Consider the following 18,829-nt stretch of genomic DNA (forward strand, 5'->3'; position numbering starts at 1 on the left):
CAAAAAATGAGTCCACTTTATTGACACAGATCCAGACCATAATTTTTTTCGTATAAAACCAGTACGAACACGCTCGGCAAAGGGAATATATGAAATGAAAGTCAATATTGATAAAAAAAATTATCGTATAGCATTTTCTTTTAAAAAAAATCATGTATTCATTTTTTATATTAGTCCAAATGTACAAAAAATAGTATTTGATAAAGAAGTGAATAAAAAAATAAAATAGACGAGGATAGGAGGATAGATTGAGTGATACTTGAATCTATCCTCCCATTTTTTTCTTTTTACGTTATTACATGTTATTTGTCATTACCAAAAAGACCCTCTTATCTTCTAGTATCCTTTATGTAAGAAACAGCATCCATTTCTTTTACTTGAACAAATCCTACTGATTCATAAAATTTTTTTGTTTTCTCAGTATCATCTGTCAATAATTCGATTTGGACTGGTCCATAACTGGTGATCTTCTCCAAAGCTTCATTCAAAAGCGCTTTGCCTATTCCTTGGCGCTGAGACCTCGGATGAATGAGGATATCTTGAATAAATGCGATCGTCGCAAAAACAGTGATCCAACGAACGACTCCGATAATCTTCTCTTCTCCATTACGCTTTACCAGAGATTCAGATTGTTCAAATGCTCTAGCTAAGTGGATAGCAGTGATATAATCGATCCCTTTCTCAAGTTCTCGAGCCGGATTATTTTCCGGCCATGCGGACAAATTGCCTAGGTCTGGATATACTTGTAGAAAAGGGGAATGAATCTGTTCTTTGATTTCTAAAAATTTTGAAATGGAGTTCATAAATGGATCATCCATGATTTCCACGGAAAGAATGATGCCATATTTAGAAGCTTCCTTTACGCTTTCTTTTATTCCTTCGATAAAGTCTTCTCTGGAATTCATTGATTTCTCTTCATAATAAACATCGTATCCAGCTATTTGGATTACTTTGACGCTTAGATTATGCGCCAAATGGATTGCTTTTTTCATTAGTTGTTTCGCTGCTTTTTTCTTTTCTGGATCAGCAGAACCAAACGGAAATCGCCGATGCGCACTTAAACAAATCGAATGGATACGTACACCAGAGCTAAACATCTCTTCTCTCAGCTCAGCTATCTTTTCTTCAGACCAATCTAATCGTGCTAACCGCTCATCCGTCTCATCAATCGACATCTCGATAAAATCGAAGTCCATTTCTTTTACAAGGGAAAAACGTTCTTTCCATGAAATATCTTTGGGTAATGCTTTTTCATAAATCCCGATTTGAGCCATTTCCTTACCCCCAGATACGAATGATCTCATCTTTGAAACATTGTGCAGCCTTCATTGGATCTTCTGCTGCTGTAATCCCCCGACCCGCGATAAAGGTATACACATCGATTCCTTCAAACAATTGTAATGTGTTTGGATTTAATCCACCAGTTACAGAAACATTGAAGCCTAGTTCAATCAGTTTGCTGACCTTCGACAAATCTTTTTCACCCCAAGCTTCACCAGATAAGAGTGCATCACGGCTTTGGTGGTAGATTACCTGTCGGATTCCGATGTTATACCAATCCTTGGCTTGCTCAAAAGTCCAATTGCCATAGAGTTCTACTTGTAATTCGCCTATCTCTTTTTGTGCTGCCTTCATCGTTGGCATTGTTGCACAGCAAATGACTGTCATCCAATCTGCTCCTGCATTAGCCACATTTCTTGCTACTGTTCCTCCAGCATCTGCACATTTCGTATCAGCGACCAGTTTTTTGTCTGGAAATATACTGTGAATACAGCGAATCGCTTTTTGTCCTTCCTGTAAGCAAAGGATCGTTCCCACTTCAATAATATCTACTACATCACCGACTTTCATAACATCGCCTAATGCATGTTCTAAGTCATTGTGATCTAACGCAATTTGTAGATTCGGCCTGCTCATCTTGGTTCCTTCTTTCACTTGTTTTTTTGATACCATGTTGTTTCAGCAAATTTTTCACTGATTTCTTTGGCGGACATCACATTTTTGATACCGATAACTGTAACGCCTTTTTTCTCTGCCTGAGTAAACATATTCAAAAAATTGACTGGTGTAAAAACGACATCATATTGACTGGCTGAGCTTTTTCCCTCTGAAATAGCACAATGATGAATCTTGGTAATTGGTATATTTAGTTCTTTCATTGCTTTTTCTACACTTCTCATCATCATCAAGCTGGTTCCTGATCCATTTGCACACGATACTAAAATTCTCATCCTAATCCCTCCATTATGAGTGTTGTCTAATCAGATTTCTTTTATGCTTTCTGCTTTTCTGCATATTTTTCATAATCTTCTACAATCAAGAAATACCCTTCAGGATTTTTCCGATATTGTAACTGCGGAATAGCCAATAGACCAATGACGACTACGGCGATTCCAGCATAACCTAGGACTTTCATGACTACTGTAAATAATGGCCAAGCTGTCGCCCAATCGAACATCCCGATATAACCACCGTATGTTGACATCCCGATCCATGTAGCGAATAATGCTGAACCACCTACTTGTATGATTCCAGAAAGAAACGGGAATAGACAGGCAGCTTTGAATCCACCTCGGTTATTGGCATAAACTGCTATAAAAGCATTATCAAAGAACAATGGAATGAAACCGGCTATGACGATCGTTGGTGATTTCAATAAAATCAGTAAACCAATCATCAAAAACTGGCCCAAAGCACCAAACAAAAATCCAATCGTTACCGCATTTGGCGAACCAAAGCCAAAAGTAGCGGCTACATCAATTCCTGGAACAGCTCCTGGTAAAATCGTGTTTGAGATTCCTTGAAAGGATTGAGTTAGTTCATCGACGAAAGTCCGAACACCTAATTGCAAGATTGCCAGATATACCGCAAAATTCAAGGAAGTCGTCATAATGTAGAATAAGAAACTCTGCCCCTCTTGCATGAATTGCGCTTGAATCAAATAATCTTTGCCTAGTACAATCAGAATGATCCCAAAGAAAAATAGCATGAGCAACGAAGTAGCAACCATATTCTCATTAAATATCGATAGGAATCCTGGTAATTTGATATCTTCGATTTTCTTGTCTTGCTTGATCGATCGATTTTTCTTTTCATCCCGCTTTTTCATCCATTCAGCTAGCTTAGCAAAAATAAAGATTCCGAACATTTGCTGATGTGCCACCGCAAATCCGGCACCTTCTGTCAATTCCTGCGTGATCCCTACTGTTAAGTTAGAAGCTACTGCCCAATAACACCCTAAAATCAATCCCATAAATATCAATACTTGTATCCTGCCTAGATCAGGAAAGCAAAACAGTAAAATCCAAAAAGCGGTAGCTGCTTGCTGGACCTGAACATTTCCGGTCGTGAAAACGGATCGCAGTTTCGTATATCTCTGAAAACGGACTAATAAAATATTTAAAACAAACGCAATCAGTAATAGAATCATCACATCTCCAAAGGTACGGCCAAATGTCTCCATTAATCCAGCATCCACAGCATTTTGTCCAAAATAAGGATCTGTAACCATGGCATCCAAATTAAACCGTTCTTTCAGTCCAACCAAGATTGGTCGAAAATTGTTGACCAAACCACCAGAGCCAACAGTCAAAATAAAGTAGCCAACCGTTGCCTTTAAGAATCCAGCGATGCATTCATGAAGTGGGCGTTTCAGCAAAATATAGCCTAATAACACGATAAAACCAATCAGGTACGCTGGCTGTGTCAAGATATTTGTTGCAAAATACGTCCAAATGCTTAACAAAAATTCCCCCATCTTTTTTCTCCTCTATCAATTAATTATATTCCGCCATCACAACTTGGTAATCATCGATGGAGTTCGTAGAGATGAGACGCTCAACCAATCCATCTGTCATTAATAATTCGGATAATTTTTGGATATTTTCTAGGTGTTCTTCTGGATTTTTTGCTGCGAGTGTAAAAAACAAACTGGCCGTTTTCTCCTCATTCTCCCCTTCACTTTCAAAACGGACTGGCTGCTTCAACTTGGTAAATGAAATAGCCGTTCCAAAAACTCCCTCACTTTTTTCTGAAGAATGCGGCATGGCTACTTGAGGTGCAATCACAATATAAGGTCCATATTTTTCTACACAATGAATGATTTCTTCAACATACGTTTGATCAATGATGTTCTTATCAATCAATACACGACAGCTTTCGGCGATAGCTTCACGCCAATCCGTGATTTCTTTATCTGGGTAATGGATCAATTGATGGTCAAAAAAGTATTTCAGCAAGAAACTTCCCTTCTTTCTTATAAAAACGACGGAAACGGTGTATCATTTTCAATCGAGAAGACATCTTCAAATCCGCGATAAAAATTAAACTCAAGATCATCTTTGTTTGTCGGATAGATGAATTTCCCGCCTACTTGCCAGATATAAGGTTTAAACCCATACTGTAAGCGATCCTTCTTGAATTTCCAAATTTCAGTAATCTCTTTAGGATCAGCCATAAAATTAGACCAAATATCGTAGTGGACAGGAATCACTACTTTTGCATTCAATGACTCCGCCATGCGCAGCATATCAACAGAAGTAACTTTGTCTGTTATCCCTCGTGGGTTTTCACCGTAGGCTCCTAAGCAGACATCGATTTTGTGGTCGTTGCCATGTTTGGCAAATAAATTGGAATAATGTGAATCTCCTGCGTGATAAAGAGTACCTCCTGATGTTTCGAATAAATAATTTACTGCTATTTGATCCATCTCCTGAGGCATTTTTCCTTTCAATACTTCTTCCGGATCTCCACAAGTAACCAACGCTGTCCGATCAAACGCTTCTAAAGCTACTACATTGATATCTTTGATTTTGACCGCATCACCTGGTTTCACGATAATCGTTTTTTCTTCAGGGATCCCCCATTTTTGCCACGTGCGAACCACTTCTTTTGGTCCAATGAATATTGCTTCAGGACAATTTTGATGAACGGCTGCAGCTGTGTGGATATCTAGATGATCGGAATGGATGTGTGTGACGATTAAAGCGTCTACATTTTTTATTTCAAAAGGATCGATTACGAAAGGCTGAGTCCGTAAGTTAGGCTGCATCTTTTGAACACCGCTCATACGCATCATCTGATGCCCTTTTTTCATCATGCCATTTCCATGACTGCGTTTTCCCGTTCCACACCATAGATCACATAAGATATTCGTTCCTTCATGACTTTTCAGCCAAATGCCCGTACAGCCTAGCCACCACATAGCAAAAGTTCCAGGTTCCACTACCTCTGATTCGATTTCCTCGTTCAAATACGTACCCCATTCTGGAAATGTTTCTAATATCCACTTTTCTTTTGTCACTTCATTCACCGTTTTGCTCATTTGCTTGCTCCCCCCATATCATTCTTACGACTTACAAGTAAATCTTAATGCGTAACCGCATGCATGAAAACCCTTTTATATGACTGTTTGTCTTTTATATGATTTTCTTTTAAAGATTAATGATCGTTTCAGTATAATAAAGACAGATATGAATATTTAAATGAACAACTAATCAAATAAATCCATGGATCAAGATGACCTTCAGGAGGCAACAGTCATGAAAAATTCACTTGTCAATATTGAAAAACGGCAAAAAGATATTTTGGAACTACTTCAGCAAACCGAACAATTGTCAACTTTTGAATTAGCTGAATCTCTGGATGTATCTATTAGTACGATACGCAGAGATTTAAATTTATTAGAAGAAAAAAACGAGATCATCCGCAATTACGGTTATTGTTCTTATAATTACAAAAACCAGACTGATTTTGATCAATCTGGTCCTGAAAGGATTAAACAAGCGATTGCCAGAGAAGCTAGTAAATACATTAGCGATTATGATACATTGTTTATTAATTCTAGTTCGACTGCATTGAAAACACTGGATTTTCTTCAATCTAACCATTTGACCGTCGTTACAAACAACGTAAAAATCAACTATTCTCCTCACAAAGATAATTGCAGTTATATTTTAACTGGCGGAGAGATGCGCTTTCCAAAAGAAGCGTTGGTGGGCGATATCGCATTAAATACAATTTCTTCGATCAATGCAGACATTTGTATCATTGGTTGCAGCGGGATTGATGTCGCACATGGGGTCACAACGAAAATATTGAATGAATCAACAATCAACGAAATGATGATCAACCAGACAATCAAATGTAAGATTCTAGTTGCTGATCATCGAAAAATCGGACTGACATCAAAGTTCAAGATTGCTGATATTTCAGTCTTTGATTATTTGATCACTGATAAATTTTGCTCTGAAAAAGTATTAGACGAGATCAAGAATACGGGGACAAAAATCATCCAAGTAGATTCATTTTAAGAACTATGATGTAAATATGCTTGTTTAGGTAGTTAAGATTATCGAAAAACTGGTTAAAACACCATTTTTTACAGTTATAACTTCTAATAAAAAACACACTACGTTCAAATTAATAAATGAACGTAGCGTGTTCTCTTGTTTTTCACAAGACTAGCTTATCTCACTGCTAAAAAGATAAATTTTCTCCGTTGCTCGCAATCACTTTTTGAAACCAGTAGAAAGAGTCCTTTTTGCTCCGGTTCAATGTGCCATTGCCGTTATCATCTTTATCCACATAGATGAACCCATAGCGTTTTTTCATTTCCCCGGTTCCAGCTGACACTAGATCAATGAATCCCCAAGGTGTATATCCCATCAATTCGATACCATCATAAACAATTGCTTCTTTCATGGCCTCTATATGCTGACGTAAATAGGCAATCCGGTATTCGTCATGGATCTTTCCGTCTTTAGAAGGGACATCGACAGCACCGTAGCCATTTTCTACAATGAACAGTGGCAGTTCATATCGATCATTGAACCAATTCATGGCATAACGTAACCCATCTGGATCGATTTGCCAGCCCCATTCAGAGGATTCAACATACGGATTGTTTACGAGATCATGTGCTTCATCATAATCATATGATGGACCTTTTCCATGATCTTTGACTGCGAAAGACATATAATAACTAAAACCGATATAATCAACTGTTCCTTTTTCTAACTGCGCTTCGTCCTCTGACGTAATATCCAAATCAAAGTGTTTACGGTCCAAATACGATTTTATATAGCTTGGATAAGCCCCTTTGCAATGAACATCCGTAAACCAATAACGACGTTGCATAGCTACTGTTGCTGCCAAGATATCTGAGGGACGGCAAGAATAAGGATAGATTGGTACCATCGCAATCATACAGCCAATCTCAAAAGAAGGATTAATCGCGTGTCCGATTTCGACAGCTTTTGCACTTGCCACTAGTTCATAATGAGCTGCCTGATACATAATTTTTTCTCGCTCTTCTCCTTCAGTGAATTTCAATCCAGAATTAGTAAAGGGAGCAATATCTTCTTGATAATTCGTTTGATTATTGATTTCATTGAAAATCATCCAATATTTTACTTTATCTTTATAACGAGAAAAACAAACTTCAGCAAACCGCACAAAAAAATCAATCATCTTGCGATTGCGCCAACCACCATATTGCTTGACTAAATGATAAGGCATTTCAAAATGCGATAATGTGATCACAGGTTCGATTCCATACTTTAAACATTCATCAAATAATTGATCATAAAACTTCAATCCTGCTTCATTTGGTTCCAATTCATCTCCATTTGGAAAAATACGCGTCCATGCAATCGATGTACGGAAACATTTCAAACCTAGCTCAGCAAATAATTTTATATCTTCTTTATATCGTACATAAAAATCAATGGCTTGATGATTTGGATAATTTTCTTCTTCTACGATACCATCTGTCATTCTCCGAGGTACATGATTAGATCCTGCAGTCATCACATCTGCTACGCTCATTCCCTTTCCGTCAGCTTGCCAGCCACCTTCAATCTGATGGGCAGCCACTGCTCCTCCCCATAAAAACTCTTTTTTCAATATACTCATATTCCTACCTCTTCATCTTCTGTTTGAAGAACTACATGTCCTTTTGTTTCGTCTGCTAAGTCTTTTTCGATTTGGTCCATACTTTCACCTTGTTCTTGTAAATAATTCAACGCATCAACTTTACGTACAAATGGCAGATAAATGAAGAAACCAATGATTAACACCACTGCTTGCAGAACAGCAGCTCTCCACCCTCCAACTAAAAATCCAGAAATGATTGGCGGGGTTGTCCATGGTACTTGTACTGCCGTAAATAAAGGAACAAGTCCAGTGTATAACGAAAAATAGGTGATCATACCAGAAATCATTGGTGTCAAGATAAAGGGCAAAGCCATCAAGGGGTTCATTACAACAGGTGTAGCAAATAAAATAGGTTCATTGATGTTGAAAAATGCAGGCAATAAAGCTAGCCGTCCTAATTGTTTGAATTGAGCCGAGCGAGCAAATGTAACCATGAACATCACCATGCCGATCGTCATACCAGCACCTGTTATAGTCATGAATTGGTCTAAAAATTGTTGTGTTACAATATGACCCCCATTAGCTACTGTCAACTCTTTTCCAGAATTCAAAATCGTTGTATTTTGTAGAGAATTTGCTTGCAAAATCGGTCCCATGATCCCTCCAACTAAAGTAGAGCCGTGTACACCAAAGAACCATAAGAAAGGTACCAAGAAGCCTAACATCATCGCACCTCCAAAAGTATCTGTTACTCCTTGCATCGGTGCTTGGATTATTGTATAAATAGCTTCTACAACAGTCGTGTTGAAAACTTTATCAAAAATAGCATAAATGATAAGAGATACAACGGTGATTACAGCCGCTGGAATCAAAGCTGTAAAGGAGTTAGCTACATTGGTGGGAACTTGTTCTGGTAATTTGATACGGATATCTCGTTTCAAGAACCAAGAATAAGTCCACCCTACAAATAATCCAACTAGAATTGCACTGATCATTCCTTGACCACCAGTCCAAGTTTTGTCGATAACGTTAGTTACAATGGCTTTTGTCTCAGCATTCGTTGCACTTGAATGCTGAGTTAATAAAAATACTACTAATGCAATCATCCCAGCGGGCAAGCCTTCGAACCCTTCTTCTTTTACATAGGAATTAGCAATACCCATTACAGCAAAAATCGACATGATAGCAAATGAAGCACCGAATGCTTCGTTGAAATAGACAGCCAAGCCGCTATCAGCGACCCATTCAGAAATGGTTGGTATCGGAAAATTCGCTAAAAGCAAAAAAACAGAACCTACGATTGTAAAAGGCATCGTGTAAACCATCCCGTTACGAAGTGCAGTGATTGCTTTCGTGTTTACAAATTTTAATATAGGCGGTAATAATTTTTCATTGATAAAGTTATTCATAAATGATCCTCCTTCATATTTTTTGAAGCGCTGGCCAGCCACTTTTTGTATCCGTTTACAAATACATTTTAAGCGATTTGAACCTTCTAAGGAATACTTTCAGAACGTATAAAAACATGTACCAAGGAAAAAAACAACTTTACTGAAACGATAAGAAATCGTGCAGTTTGATATGTATAAACTGCACGATTTCTTATAATAGATTCCAAAAAATCCTTATTTCAGATTTATCGCATTTTCTTTCTGATAAGCTTGATGCGCTAAAATTTCCAAAAGCGCGATTACTGGTACTTGGGTAGTTAAGTTAATCGCATTATCTGTCGGGTCTGGTCCAGAGACATCCGGCATGTAATAAGAAATATTGCAGTCTGATAGTTGAGCAATCGTTGAATGCTGATCATTCGTGATACTTAAGATCTTTGCACCGTATCGCTTGAAGTTTTCGATTTGTTTAATAACTTCCCCTGTCTCTCCAGAAACGGATAATACAATCACTAATGTTTTCTCTAATCCACGTGTCGGTACAGGAATAAATGGATCAGTAATCGAGTAGGCATTAAACTGTAAATTAGAAAAATAACGTGCACCATAAGTTCCCAATGTTCCGCTAGTCCCAATTCCAGTAAAAATCAAATGATCATGTAATGAAATGAGTTCAATTGCAGGATCTAAAACAACGTGATAACTTTCATTATTCACTTTTTTCAAAAAAGCATCGACATGCACATTTGCTTCATAAAATGACTCAAATGTTTGACGATTTTTCGTTAGTTTTTCTTTTAGAGAAAACTTGAATTCTGAATAGCCTGAAAAACCTAATTTACTTAAACAACGTAATATCGTAGATGTTGATACATGACAATGATTTGAAAATTCGCGAATGGTCCACTCAACTACTTGACTCATATTTTCTAAAATAAATGTATAAACAATCAACTCCAATTCATTTAATTCTTTCACTTTTTCTGAATCAAACATAAATTTCCAACTCCTAGCAGCACAATTTTAAACGAATAACATTCTGAATGATCGCCCATTTTTATTTATAAAGAGTCCCTAGCTTCTCTACTATTTTCTCCACATCCAAAGTTCCATATTCTTCCTTAGATATCACGAAAACAGGTATTTCAGGGAACTGACTTTCTATTTTATCTTTTGCGTATCCAAGTAAAGGAGTGAGCAATAAGATGTCTGCTCTCTTTGCTTCTTTGTCTATTTGGCTAGAATCATAGACTTTGACTGACACATTTTTTTGCGCTTTTTGAAAGAAATGTGTCAATTTTCTTTCTAAACGTTGCGTTTGCAAAAGTCCATCAGAAGAAATCAAACTGAATATCATATCGAAAAGAAAGATTTTCTTTGGACTTTGTTCAGCAATCTTGGGCTTGTTACGATTCATTGGTTACCTTCTTCTCTTTTGTCTTTAGATCATCCCAGTATTTTAACTAACTTTTATTATATATACATTTTCATGAAAGCGCTGTATAATAAGTTAGATTATTATCTAAACTCAACAGAGCTATTTGTTTACGAGTGTTATTTTTGTTAGATATTGAAAGGAGTACCGTCCATGTTAAGCAATAGTTTGATTGCTTTACTAGAAAAGAAGCGTTCCTCGTTAAGTAAAATCGAAAATGAAATATTGGATTATATATTCCTCCATTTGTCCGATATTGGAACAAAAACGATTTATGAAGTATCTGATGATTTATTTGTCTCAACTGCTACTATCTCCCGAACGACTAAACATTTAGGCTATCAAGGTTTTAAAGAGTTGAAATACGCCATCGATCAATCCATCCATGTAGAGGAACAGGAAGGAAATAGCCGAAGCTTTCAAACAATCACGAACCAGATCACTTCAAATGTTACAGAAACGTTCCATCAAATGAGCGAAGAAAAGGCCAAACAAATGATGACATTGATCCATCAATCGAATACTATTGAAGTTTTTGGATTAGGAGGAAGCTTCCCTATTTGTACAGATTTTGCTCGAAAACTGACTTTTTTAGGAAAAAAAGCATTTGCTCGTTCAGATTGGGATGAACAAGAAGCAGCTGTAAGTAATTTAAATCAGGAAGACTTAGCTATTTTCGTCAGTTTCACAGGAGAAACAAAAGGTATCCTCTCCTATGCCCAGATTGCTCAAAGACAACAAGTCCCTATCATCAGCATTATTTCAACCAAGGGAAGTAACTTGGAAAAATTATCGACGATTTCCTTATATGCAAAGGGAACGACTCGCTATCACCACAGTGTCGATTTAAGTTCAAGAATTTCTGTCATTTGTTTATTTGATACAGTACTCTTGATGTATGCAGACCAAATGAAAAACAATTAGCTATAATTTGTTGCTATTTCTAGTGAAACAGCTTACTCAATCATGTATGAGGATACAGAATATCTGTCTCCTCTTTTTTATTTCCTTTAGTTAGCTATAATAAACCTATAAATGAAAACGCAATCATTTTTTTAAGATCTTAAAACTACTAAGAGATGGAGGAAGAAAAATGGATACAAAGAAAAAGAAATCGACCTTTTGGGAGTTCTTTCAAGGGTTGGGAAAGACTTTTATGTTGCCGGTTGCTTTGTTGGCTTTCATGGGTATTCTTTTAGGGTTAGGTAGTTCATTTTCCAGTGAATCAATGATTCAGACTTTACCGTTTTTAGGATATCCAGCAGTCAAAGCAGTGTTCCAATTCATGTCTGCTATTGGCGGTTTTGCCTTTACCTACTTGCCAGTCATGTTTGCCATGGCCATTCCATTAGGATTAGTTCGTAAGGAAAAAGGTGTGGCCGCTTTTTCTGGATTCGTCGGTTACACTGTCATGAATTTAGCCATCAACTTTTACTTAGTCCTGACAAATCGTTTAGTTGATGCCGACCACTTGCGAGAAGCTGGACAAGGAATGGTTTTTGGTATCCAGACGATCGAAATGGGTGTTCTTGGAGGGATCATTGCTGGAATCATCGTTTATAAGTTGCATAACAGGTTTTATACTGTTCAGTTACCAGATAGTTTCGCCTTCTTCTCAGGGGCTCGTTTTGTACCGATTATCACTTCTCTAGTTTTAGGGTTTGTTGGTTTGATCATCCCCTTGATTTGGCCTTTATTCGCTATGGTCATTATGGCTATCGGCCAGCTAATCCAACGTTCAGGAATATTTGGTCCCTTCTTATTCGGCTCAGGGGAACGACTGCTTCTTCCATTCGGGCTTCATCATATTCTAGTTTCGATGATACGCTTTACTGAAGCTGGTGGTTCGGCGATCATTGATGGGAAAGAAGTATTTGGTGCACTGAATATCTTTTATGCAGAATTGCAAAACAATTTGCCTATTTCGCCAAGTGCAACTGCCTTTTTATCACAGGGAAAAATGCCTACATTTATTTTTGGACTGCCTGCAGCAGCATTAGCTATGTATCGTACCGCAGCACCACAAAATCGACATAAAATCAAAGGATTGTTGATTTCAGGTGTGATTGCGACAGCTGTGACCGGAATCACAGAACCAATCGAATTTTTATTTTTATTCATTAGTCCGCTATTATGGCTCTTCCATGTCGTCATGACTGGTCTAGGTTTTATGGTCATGGCATTATTAGGTGTAGTAATCGGGAATACAGATGGTGGAATCTTAGATTTTGTGATTTTTGGTCTACTTCAAGGTAATGACACAAAATGGTGGTGGGTATTAATAATCGGTGCTTTGTGGTTCGGTATTTACTATATTGTCTTCAAAACAGTAATCATAAAATTGGATTTAAAAACACCTGGGCGTGACAAGACAGTGGATGAAACAGAATATACCGATCAAGAAGTGAACTTTCATAAAACAGGCGGATACGATGCAAAAGGAATTTTAGCAGCACTTGGTGGTCAAGAAAACATCCAATCTTTAGATAATTGTATTACACGTTTACGTTTAGTTTTAGCAGATGCAGATATCGTAGATGATGAAAAGTTAAAACAACTAGGAGCATTAGGTGTGGTCCATCTCGATCATCAAAACGTCCAAGTGATTATCGGAACAAAAGTCACAACTGTTCGCAATCAGCTTGATACGATTTTAGGATAAAAAGATAGAAGGTGAATTTTGTGACATTTGATACCGCTATAAATAGAAAAGGAACGTACTGTACACAGTGGGACTACGTTGAAGACCGATTTGGAGAAGCTGATTTACTCCCTTTTACGATTTCTGATACAGATTTTATGGTCCCAAAAGAAGTACTCAAAACTTTGAAAGAAAGGATGAACCATCCAGTATTTGGCTATACCCGCTGGAATCATCATGAATTAAAAGAAGCAATTAAACAGTGGTATCAATCCCGTTTTGACACACTACTGGAAGAAGAATGGATCATGTACACTCCAACAGTTATCTATGCAGTATCTACCCTTATTCAAATGCTTACTAAAAAAGGGGAAGGAGTGGTTTTACAAACGCCAGCTTATGATGCTTTTTTTAAAGTCATCCAAGACAATGACCGACTTCTAGTCGAGAATCCTTTGATCTATGAAGAAAATCAGTACCGGATCGATTTTACGGATTTAGAAGAGAAATTAGCCAGGCCAGAAAACAAAGTACTACTTCTCTGCTCTCCCCACAATCCAACCGGAAGAGTATGCAAACAATGGGAATTAGAAAAAATCGTGGCATTGTGCCGTCAGTATTCTATATTTTTATTATCTGATGAGATACACATGGACATTTTAGGACTAGGACAAAGGCATATACCTATCACACGCTTCAATTATGAACAAGTGGCGATTGTCACCAGCGGTACAAAAACATTTAACTTCCCTGGATTGACATTTGCCTATGCGTTGATACCGAATCTTGGGTTACGTGAGCATTTTCAAAGAAAGTTAAAAAATGCGGATGGGTTATCTTCTACCAATATTTTCGGTATGTTAGCGACAATGAGTGCCTATCGGTATTGCAGTCATTGGGTAGATGAACTGAATCATTATCTTGAAAGCAATCAGCGGTATGTAAAAACATTTATCCAGGAAAAACTGCCAGATGTAAAAGTCGTCGATCTTGAAGCAACCTATTTGATGTGGCTGGATGTATCCAAAGCTGTATCAGATATTCCTCTTTTAAGAGAGAAGCTGATTTCTGTAGGCAAAGTGGCGATTATGGATGGATCGATTTACGGCGGAAACGGTCATCAATTTTTACGATTGAATATCGGCTGTCCGAAATCGAAATTAGTAGATGGACTAGATCGTATGTTGAAAAGTTTTGAAGCGGCGGCTGCAATCGAAATTAAGCCATAATAAAAGAGATGTGACAAAAGTTTTTGTCACATCTCTTTTTTTTTCGAATCAACGGTGTTCTTAAAGTTATACACTTTTGTCATGACCTCTTTATTTAAGGTCGTTTTCGATCACTTTCACCGCGTGATCATTCCCGTTGAAACATGCTACTTTTTTGGCATCCATATATCTTTCTAAATAATCGTCTTCTCCTAGTTGCTTATGGCAAAAAGCAATTTCATAAAGCAAGTATTCCAATGAATGGGTCGATTTATGTTTCTTATTGTATTCGATCCCCTTCTCGCACAACTGGATTGCTTTTTCATAGTTCTCGATTTTGCTGTAATAGGTAGCGATATTATAATATACGGCACAGACCATCAGATTATCAAAATCAGTATCATTCAAGATTTTAAGCGTACGTTCCACATACACTTTTGCAAAGTCTAATTCTCCTTTTGACAAATAGATCATGGCCACATTTGCAGCTGCTTGTAAATGATGGATATCTGTTTCGGTCGTTTGTTCCAACACTTGATTGAAATAAAACAATGCTGCATCTTCTTTTTTTGCATAAAGATGATCAAGCAGTCCTTGATAAAACAAGATTTGGTTTAAAAGATCAGAATTGCTTACTTTTTTCTGATCAATCGTTTGTAAAATTTCATAAGATTCTTTGTACTTCGATACAGCATTCAACGATTGAATCTCACTTAATTTTTTTCTGATCTTGTCTTCTTCTGTTTCCACTAATATATCGGAGATCTCGACATTCAACTTTTTGCAAAGCGCACTTAGGATGTTGATACCTGGTGACATATTTTTGTTTTCGATATTGCTGACAGTTGCCTGTTCGCAAATACCTTCTGCTAATTGTACTTGTGTTAACCCCTTTTTCTTTCGGTATTCTTTCAGTAATGCTCCATCTACTTTTATCAAAACAATTTCCTTCCCTTTAAAAAATTATTTCTCCTTTATATCATACACAAAAAAAGTTCTAAACAACCATAATTGTTTAGAACAGAATAAAAATTTTAATTTTTATCACCAATTATTTCTTGATAAAAAATCAACTGTCTACCTGCAGATCAATCTCCTGAAGTATTTTCTCTATCATTTCTTGTTGACTTAATTCGGCAGTCAGTATCTTCTCATTAGGCAATCCAAGTATATCATGCTCCAACCACCAATCCGCCATTTGTTCTGCACCAAATTCTTTTGACATCTTTCTCTGGCTGTGACGTCTCAGCGTTTCTTCAAAAGAAAGATCGTAATAATAAGCAAATACATTTCCTTGAAAGCTCTCATACAGGTCCATAAGCATCGCTTTGTAGATTTTTGCGCTCATGATCCCCTCAACAAGGACTAAATCAAATCTGTCTTTTCCAAATTCTGCCAACTGACGGATCAAATCTGGTGTAGGATTTCCTATTTTATCTTTGACATTCAACATTCCTCTTCTCACTTCATCTTGAGAGATTCGCATCACCTCCCCCATAGGAAAATGATTTTGAATAGCTTTAGCTGTCGTTGTTTTCCCACTTGCTGAATTTCCTCTTAATATGACTAGCTTCCCCATGACACTGCATCTCCTTGTATACCGATAATCATTCATCCAACATCATTAAACCTTCTGTTGATTGAAAATAAAAAGAGAATCTGTTTGTATAAAATCATTCTGATCTGTAGTAAGCATATGGAATGAGATCCGTAATTTTGATTTTTTTAGCCCCCTCTTCTGTTGAGACAATGATCTCACAATCAGGTGCATACTCCAATATAAACTGTCGGCAATTCCCACATGGAGAATAGATCATGTCAGAATGATCTCCACCCACAGCTACGATACACTCAAAATCACGTTCACCACGACTGATTGCTGTCCCTAACGCAATGATTTCTGCACATGCCCTATGATTCGAATAAACATTCACACCAGTATACACATTACCGTTTGTGCAACGTACTGCAGCTCCTACTGTATGATTGAAAGACACCAAATCAATATTTGATTTAATGACTTCGGTTGCAGCATCCACTAATTCTAAATCCATTGTTGATAAATCGCTCATTTTTATCTCCTTCTTTCTGCCAAATCGGTTAAAGCAATCATAATCTTTATATAAAAAAACATCAATGGCAGAACGGAAAGAAAAGAAACGACTCAGTTAGTATGGAGTATAGTCTATTGTTCTTGATACAACGGTAAAAAAGCAAGCTTGCATTTACAAGCCTGCTTTTTGGAACATTTAAAGCTTCGATGTGACAAACCACCTATGCTGCTCGATCATAAAATTGATAGCAAAAATTCCACAAAGTATATATGTACCCCATGATAATAAAACATTCATCTGCGGTAAAATGATCTTTGGAAGAATCACAATCAAAAATGATGCCAGAGCCCAAACCCAACGATTGATGTGAACGTGACGCATAGCCAGCATATTCAACATAAGTTGGCTTATCGTTAATAAAAAGATAAAAACAAAAAATAAAATCAGCCAATACATTGTTTTCCACCTCTGAAATCAGACTTAAGCAGTTTGTATTTCGTTATCTCCACTATTATTTTGTTCATCTGACAACATCTTTTTATCATAAGCTTTTACAAATGGATAATAGATGATAAATGCTATCAGTGTGTTGATCACGATCAAAACAACCACACGCCAGTCATTTCCTGCTGAGAGATAGCCGCCGATTGGTGCTGGTAATGTCCATGTTGGCAACACAGTAAATCCATTGACCATTTCTAATTTAACTGCAAAATAGCTGACAATAGTCAAAACTAAAGGAACTAAGTTGAATGGAATGAACATATAAGGATTCAACATCATAGGAGCTCCAAAAATCATCGGCTCATTGATATTGAAGATACCAGGAATAATGGAAAAGCGACCAACTTCTTTTAAGAATTTTGATTTACAAAAGAATAAAAACAAAACTGATACCACAATCGTGGCTCCTGCACCGCCAATCGTAACTGTCCATTGATAAAACTGTTCAGGAGCAATATAAGGCAATTTGGTAGCAGCTGTACCATCTGCTAACGCCTTCGCATTCTCATCCAACATAATCAGCCACATTGGACGAACGACAGCCCCTACGATACTCATGCCATGGATCCCAAATGACCACAACAAATGGATCAAAAACATCGGTAATAAAACACCAAGCAGATTATTCCCTAAAATATTGGTTAAAGGCTCGAATAACGATAACAAGGCAGCGTTTACATCAAAGCCCGCGACGCTTCGAATCAACCAAGTCGTTGTTAAAATCACTGCACCAGGAATCAATGCCTCAAAACTACGGGCAGCAGCAGGTGGTACTTGTTCTGGCATTTTGATAGTAATATTACGCTTTTTAAAGAAACGATACACTTCCACTGCAAAAATCATGGATAGGATCCCGGCAAACATCCCAGATGCTCCTAAAGAGCTCATCGGTAAGACCCAGCCAAGAGGTGCCTCTTCAGGTGTTAAAACGTTTACAGGAACTTGTAACATAAAGAACGTCCCTAGTGATAATATACCACCTGTCACACTATCCAACCCATATGATTTAGCTAGATCCGAACCCATAACAAAAGTTGCGTAAATAGCCATTAATCCCATCGTAATCCTGAAAGGTAAAACGATCGTTGCCGAATAAGGGGCAATAAATTCATTCCACCAAGGAAACGGTAAATTGATGAAAACCATAAAAAATGTACCAATCAAAATCAATGACAGTGTTGAAACAACCCCATTACGAATTGCCAATAAATGTCGCTGTGTACCAATTTTTGCCATTGGTGGGACAAGTTTTTCCTCAACCCATTTCATCAGCTTTTCCACTAAAACCACTCCTTTTCAATAAAATAGAAACCATTCACTGCATGATGAAGCAAAGAATGTTCATAATTAATTATATAATTATGAAATTTTATTTCAATATATTTTAGTAGAAAATATTATTATTTTTTAATACAGGTTCTTTTTTCTATACAAAAAAATTTTTCAAACCTAATAAACTTTACTGTTCCTATACTGATCTATGGGTTTATAAAATAGTATTTAAATAAAATAAAAAACCTTGAAATTAAATTTCAAGGTTTTTCGTAATACCGGCGGCCGGGGTCGAACCGGCACGTCCTCAACGGACACTGGATTTTGAGTCCAGCGCGTCTGCCAATTCCGCCACGCCGGCAAATTAAAAGAATAACTGGGGTAGCTGGATTCGAACCAACGCATGAGGGAGTCAAAGTCCCTTGCCTTACCGCTTGGCTATACCCCAA

Annotated in this window: 19 protein-coding genes, 2 tRNA genes and 1 pseudogene; 5 read left to right on the forward strand and 17 right to left on the reverse strand. The window is 37.2% G+C overall.

Translation table 11 applies throughout. From position 1 onward, the window contains the following. Positions 1–34 precede the first annotated feature (34 nt). Positions 35–229 (forward strand): annotated as a pseudogene (locus tag HMPREF2961_RS01985) (hypothetical protein); the annotation flags it as partial. 100 nt (positions 230–329) lie between these two features. Here HMPREF2961_RS01985 and HMPREF2961_RS01990 read toward each other — a convergent pair. Genes HMPREF2961_RS01990 through ulaG form a run of 6 tightly spaced genes read right to left on the reverse strand, consistent with a single transcriptional unit; the run spans position 330 to position 5,323 of the window. Continuing rightward, a complete protein-coding gene (locus HMPREF2961_RS01990) occupies positions 330–1,274 on the reverse strand; it encodes an L-ribulose-5-phosphate 3-epimerase (protein ID WP_002315254.1) in 945 nt (314 codons plus the stop codon). 4 nt (positions 1,275–1,278) lie between these two features. Beyond that, positions 1,279–1,917 carry a 3-keto-L-gulonate-6-phosphate decarboxylase UlaD gene (locus tag HMPREF2961_RS01995; protein ID WP_002315255.1) on the reverse strand — a complete coding sequence of 213 codons (639 nt, stop codon included), beginning with the start codon at positions 1,915–1,917 and terminating at the stop codon, positions 1,279–1,281. Between the two features lie 14 nt (positions 1,918–1,931). Beyond that, on the reverse strand, positions 1,932–2,231 hold the full coding sequence (locus HMPREF2961_RS02000) for a PTS sugar transporter subunit IIB (protein ID WP_002292382.1): 300 nt from the start codon (positions 2,229–2,231) through the stop codon (positions 1,932–1,934). Positions 2,232–2,272: 41 nt separating this feature from the next. Then, a complete protein-coding gene (locus HMPREF2961_RS02005; protein WP_070703883.1) occupies positions 2,273–3,757 on the reverse strand; it encodes a PTS ascorbate transporter subunit IIC in 1,485 nt (494 codons plus the stop codon). Between the two features lie 19 nt (positions 3,758–3,776). After that, on the reverse strand, positions 3,777–4,238 hold the full coding sequence (locus HMPREF2961_RS02010; RefSeq protein ID WP_002342716.1) for a PTS sugar transporter subunit IIA: 462 nt from the start codon (positions 4,236–4,238) through the stop codon (positions 3,777–3,779). 17 nt (positions 4,239–4,255) lie between these two features. After that, positions 4,256–5,323, reverse strand: a complete 1,068-nt coding sequence (gene ulaG, locus HMPREF2961_RS02015; RefSeq protein WP_002292386.1) for an L-ascorbate 6-phosphate lactonase — start codon at positions 5,321–5,323, stop codon at positions 4,256–4,258. 217 nt (positions 5,324–5,540) lie between these two features. Here ulaG and HMPREF2961_RS02020 point away from each other — a divergent pair, with 217 nt between their 5' ends. Beyond that, on the forward strand, positions 5,541–6,311 hold the full coding sequence (locus HMPREF2961_RS02020) for a DeoR/GlpR family DNA-binding transcription regulator (protein ID WP_002315258.1): 771 nt from the start codon (positions 5,541–5,543) through the stop codon (positions 6,309–6,311). Between the two features lie 166 nt (positions 6,312–6,477). Here the strand turns inward: HMPREF2961_RS02020 and HMPREF2961_RS02025 are convergent, their stop codons facing one another. The 4 genes from HMPREF2961_RS02025 to HMPREF2961_RS02040 all read right to left on the reverse strand — a co-directional run bounded on the left by HMPREF2961_RS02025 (position 6,478) and on the right by HMPREF2961_RS02040 (position 10,683). Then, positions 6,478–7,914: a 6-phospho-beta-glucosidase gene (locus tag HMPREF2961_RS02025; RefSeq protein WP_002315259.1), complete on the reverse strand. Its 1,437-nt coding sequence runs from the start codon at positions 7,912–7,914 to the stop codon at positions 6,478–6,480. After that, a complete protein-coding gene (locus HMPREF2961_RS02030) occupies positions 7,911–9,284 on the reverse strand; it encodes a PTS sugar transporter subunit IIC (protein ID WP_070703885.1) in 1,374 nt (457 codons plus the stop codon). Before HMPREF2961_RS02030 ends, HMPREF2961_RS02025 begins: the two co-directional genes overlap by 4 nt. Before the next feature lie 216 nt (positions 9,285–9,500). Next, positions 9,501–10,262, reverse strand: a complete 762-nt coding sequence (locus tag HMPREF2961_RS02035) for a MurR/RpiR family transcriptional regulator (RefSeq protein WP_002315261.1) — start codon at positions 10,260–10,262, stop codon at positions 9,501–9,503. A gap of 61 nt (positions 10,263–10,323) precedes the next feature. Next, a complete protein-coding gene (locus tag HMPREF2961_RS02040; RefSeq protein WP_002315262.1) occupies positions 10,324–10,683 on the reverse strand; it encodes a PTS sugar transporter subunit IIB in 360 nt (119 codons plus the stop codon). A 171-nt stretch (positions 10,684–10,854) separates the two neighbouring features. Between HMPREF2961_RS02040 and HMPREF2961_RS02045 the strand changes: the two genes are divergently transcribed. From HMPREF2961_RS02045 to HMPREF2961_RS02055, 3 genes are all read left to right on the forward strand, one after another. Then, the gene (locus HMPREF2961_RS02045; RefSeq protein ID WP_002315263.1) at positions 10,855–11,625 is read left to right on the forward strand and encodes a MurR/RpiR family transcriptional regulator; all 771 of its coding nucleotides are present in this window, start codon (positions 10,855–10,857) and stop codon (positions 11,623–11,625) included. A gap of 169 nt (positions 11,626–11,794) precedes the next feature. After that, positions 11,795–13,363, forward strand: coding sequence for a maltose/glucose-specific PTS transporter subunit IIBC (gene malX / locus HMPREF2961_RS02050; RefSeq protein ID WP_002329071.1), 1,569 nt, complete (start codon positions 11,795–11,797; stop codon positions 13,361–13,363). Between the two features lie 11 nt (positions 13,364–13,374). Further along, entirely contained in the window at positions 13,375–14,571 is a 1,197-nt protein-coding gene (locus tag HMPREF2961_RS02055; protein ID WP_160769912.1) for a MalY/PatB family protein, read from the forward strand. Between the two features lie 90 nt (positions 14,572–14,661). On the opposite strand, the gene HMPREF2961_RS02060 is transcribed toward HMPREF2961_RS02055, so the two are convergent. The 7 genes from HMPREF2961_RS02060 to HMPREF2961_RS02090 form a co-directional block, all read right to left on the reverse strand. Beyond that, positions 14,662–15,489 (reverse strand): helix-turn-helix domain-containing protein, encoded by an 828-nt coding sequence (locus tag HMPREF2961_RS02060; RefSeq protein WP_002292394.1) that lies wholly within the window; start codon positions 15,487–15,489, stop codon positions 14,662–14,664. A 130-nt stretch (positions 15,490–15,619) separates the two neighbouring features. After that, the gene (locus HMPREF2961_RS02065; protein ID WP_002315266.1) at positions 15,620–16,129 is read right to left on the reverse strand and encodes a kinase; all 510 of its coding nucleotides are present in this window, start codon (positions 16,127–16,129) and stop codon (positions 15,620–15,622) included. Positions 16,130–16,223: 94 nt separating this feature from the next. Beyond that, positions 16,224–16,622, reverse strand: coding sequence for a cytidine deaminase family protein (locus HMPREF2961_RS02070; RefSeq protein ID WP_002315267.1), 399 nt, complete (start codon positions 16,620–16,622; stop codon positions 16,224–16,226). A 177-nt stretch (positions 16,623–16,799) separates the two neighbouring features. Continuing rightward, positions 16,800–17,060: a hypothetical protein gene (locus tag HMPREF2961_RS02075; protein ID WP_002309692.1), complete on the reverse strand. Its 261-nt coding sequence runs from the start codon at positions 17,058–17,060 to the stop codon at positions 16,800–16,802. Positions 17,061–17,084: 24 nt separating this feature from the next. Next, positions 17,085–18,389: a PTS sugar transporter subunit IIC gene (locus HMPREF2961_RS02080; RefSeq protein ID WP_070703889.1), complete on the reverse strand. Its 1,305-nt coding sequence runs from the start codon at positions 18,387–18,389 to the stop codon at positions 17,085–17,087. 267 nt (positions 18,390–18,656) lie between these two features. Next, a tRNA-Leu gene (locus HMPREF2961_RS02085) sits at positions 18,657–18,741 on the reverse strand. A 15-nt stretch (positions 18,742–18,756) separates the two neighbouring features. Further along, positions 18,757–18,828: transfer RNA gene (locus HMPREF2961_RS02090), tRNA-Gln, on the reverse strand. Between the last annotated feature and the right edge of the window lies 1 nt (position 18,829).

The organism is Enterococcus sp. HMSC076E04 (assembly GCF_001814285.1).
Taxonomy (GTDB): Bacteria; Bacillota; Bacilli; order Lactobacillales; family Enterococcaceae; genus Enterococcus_B; species Enterococcus_B lactis.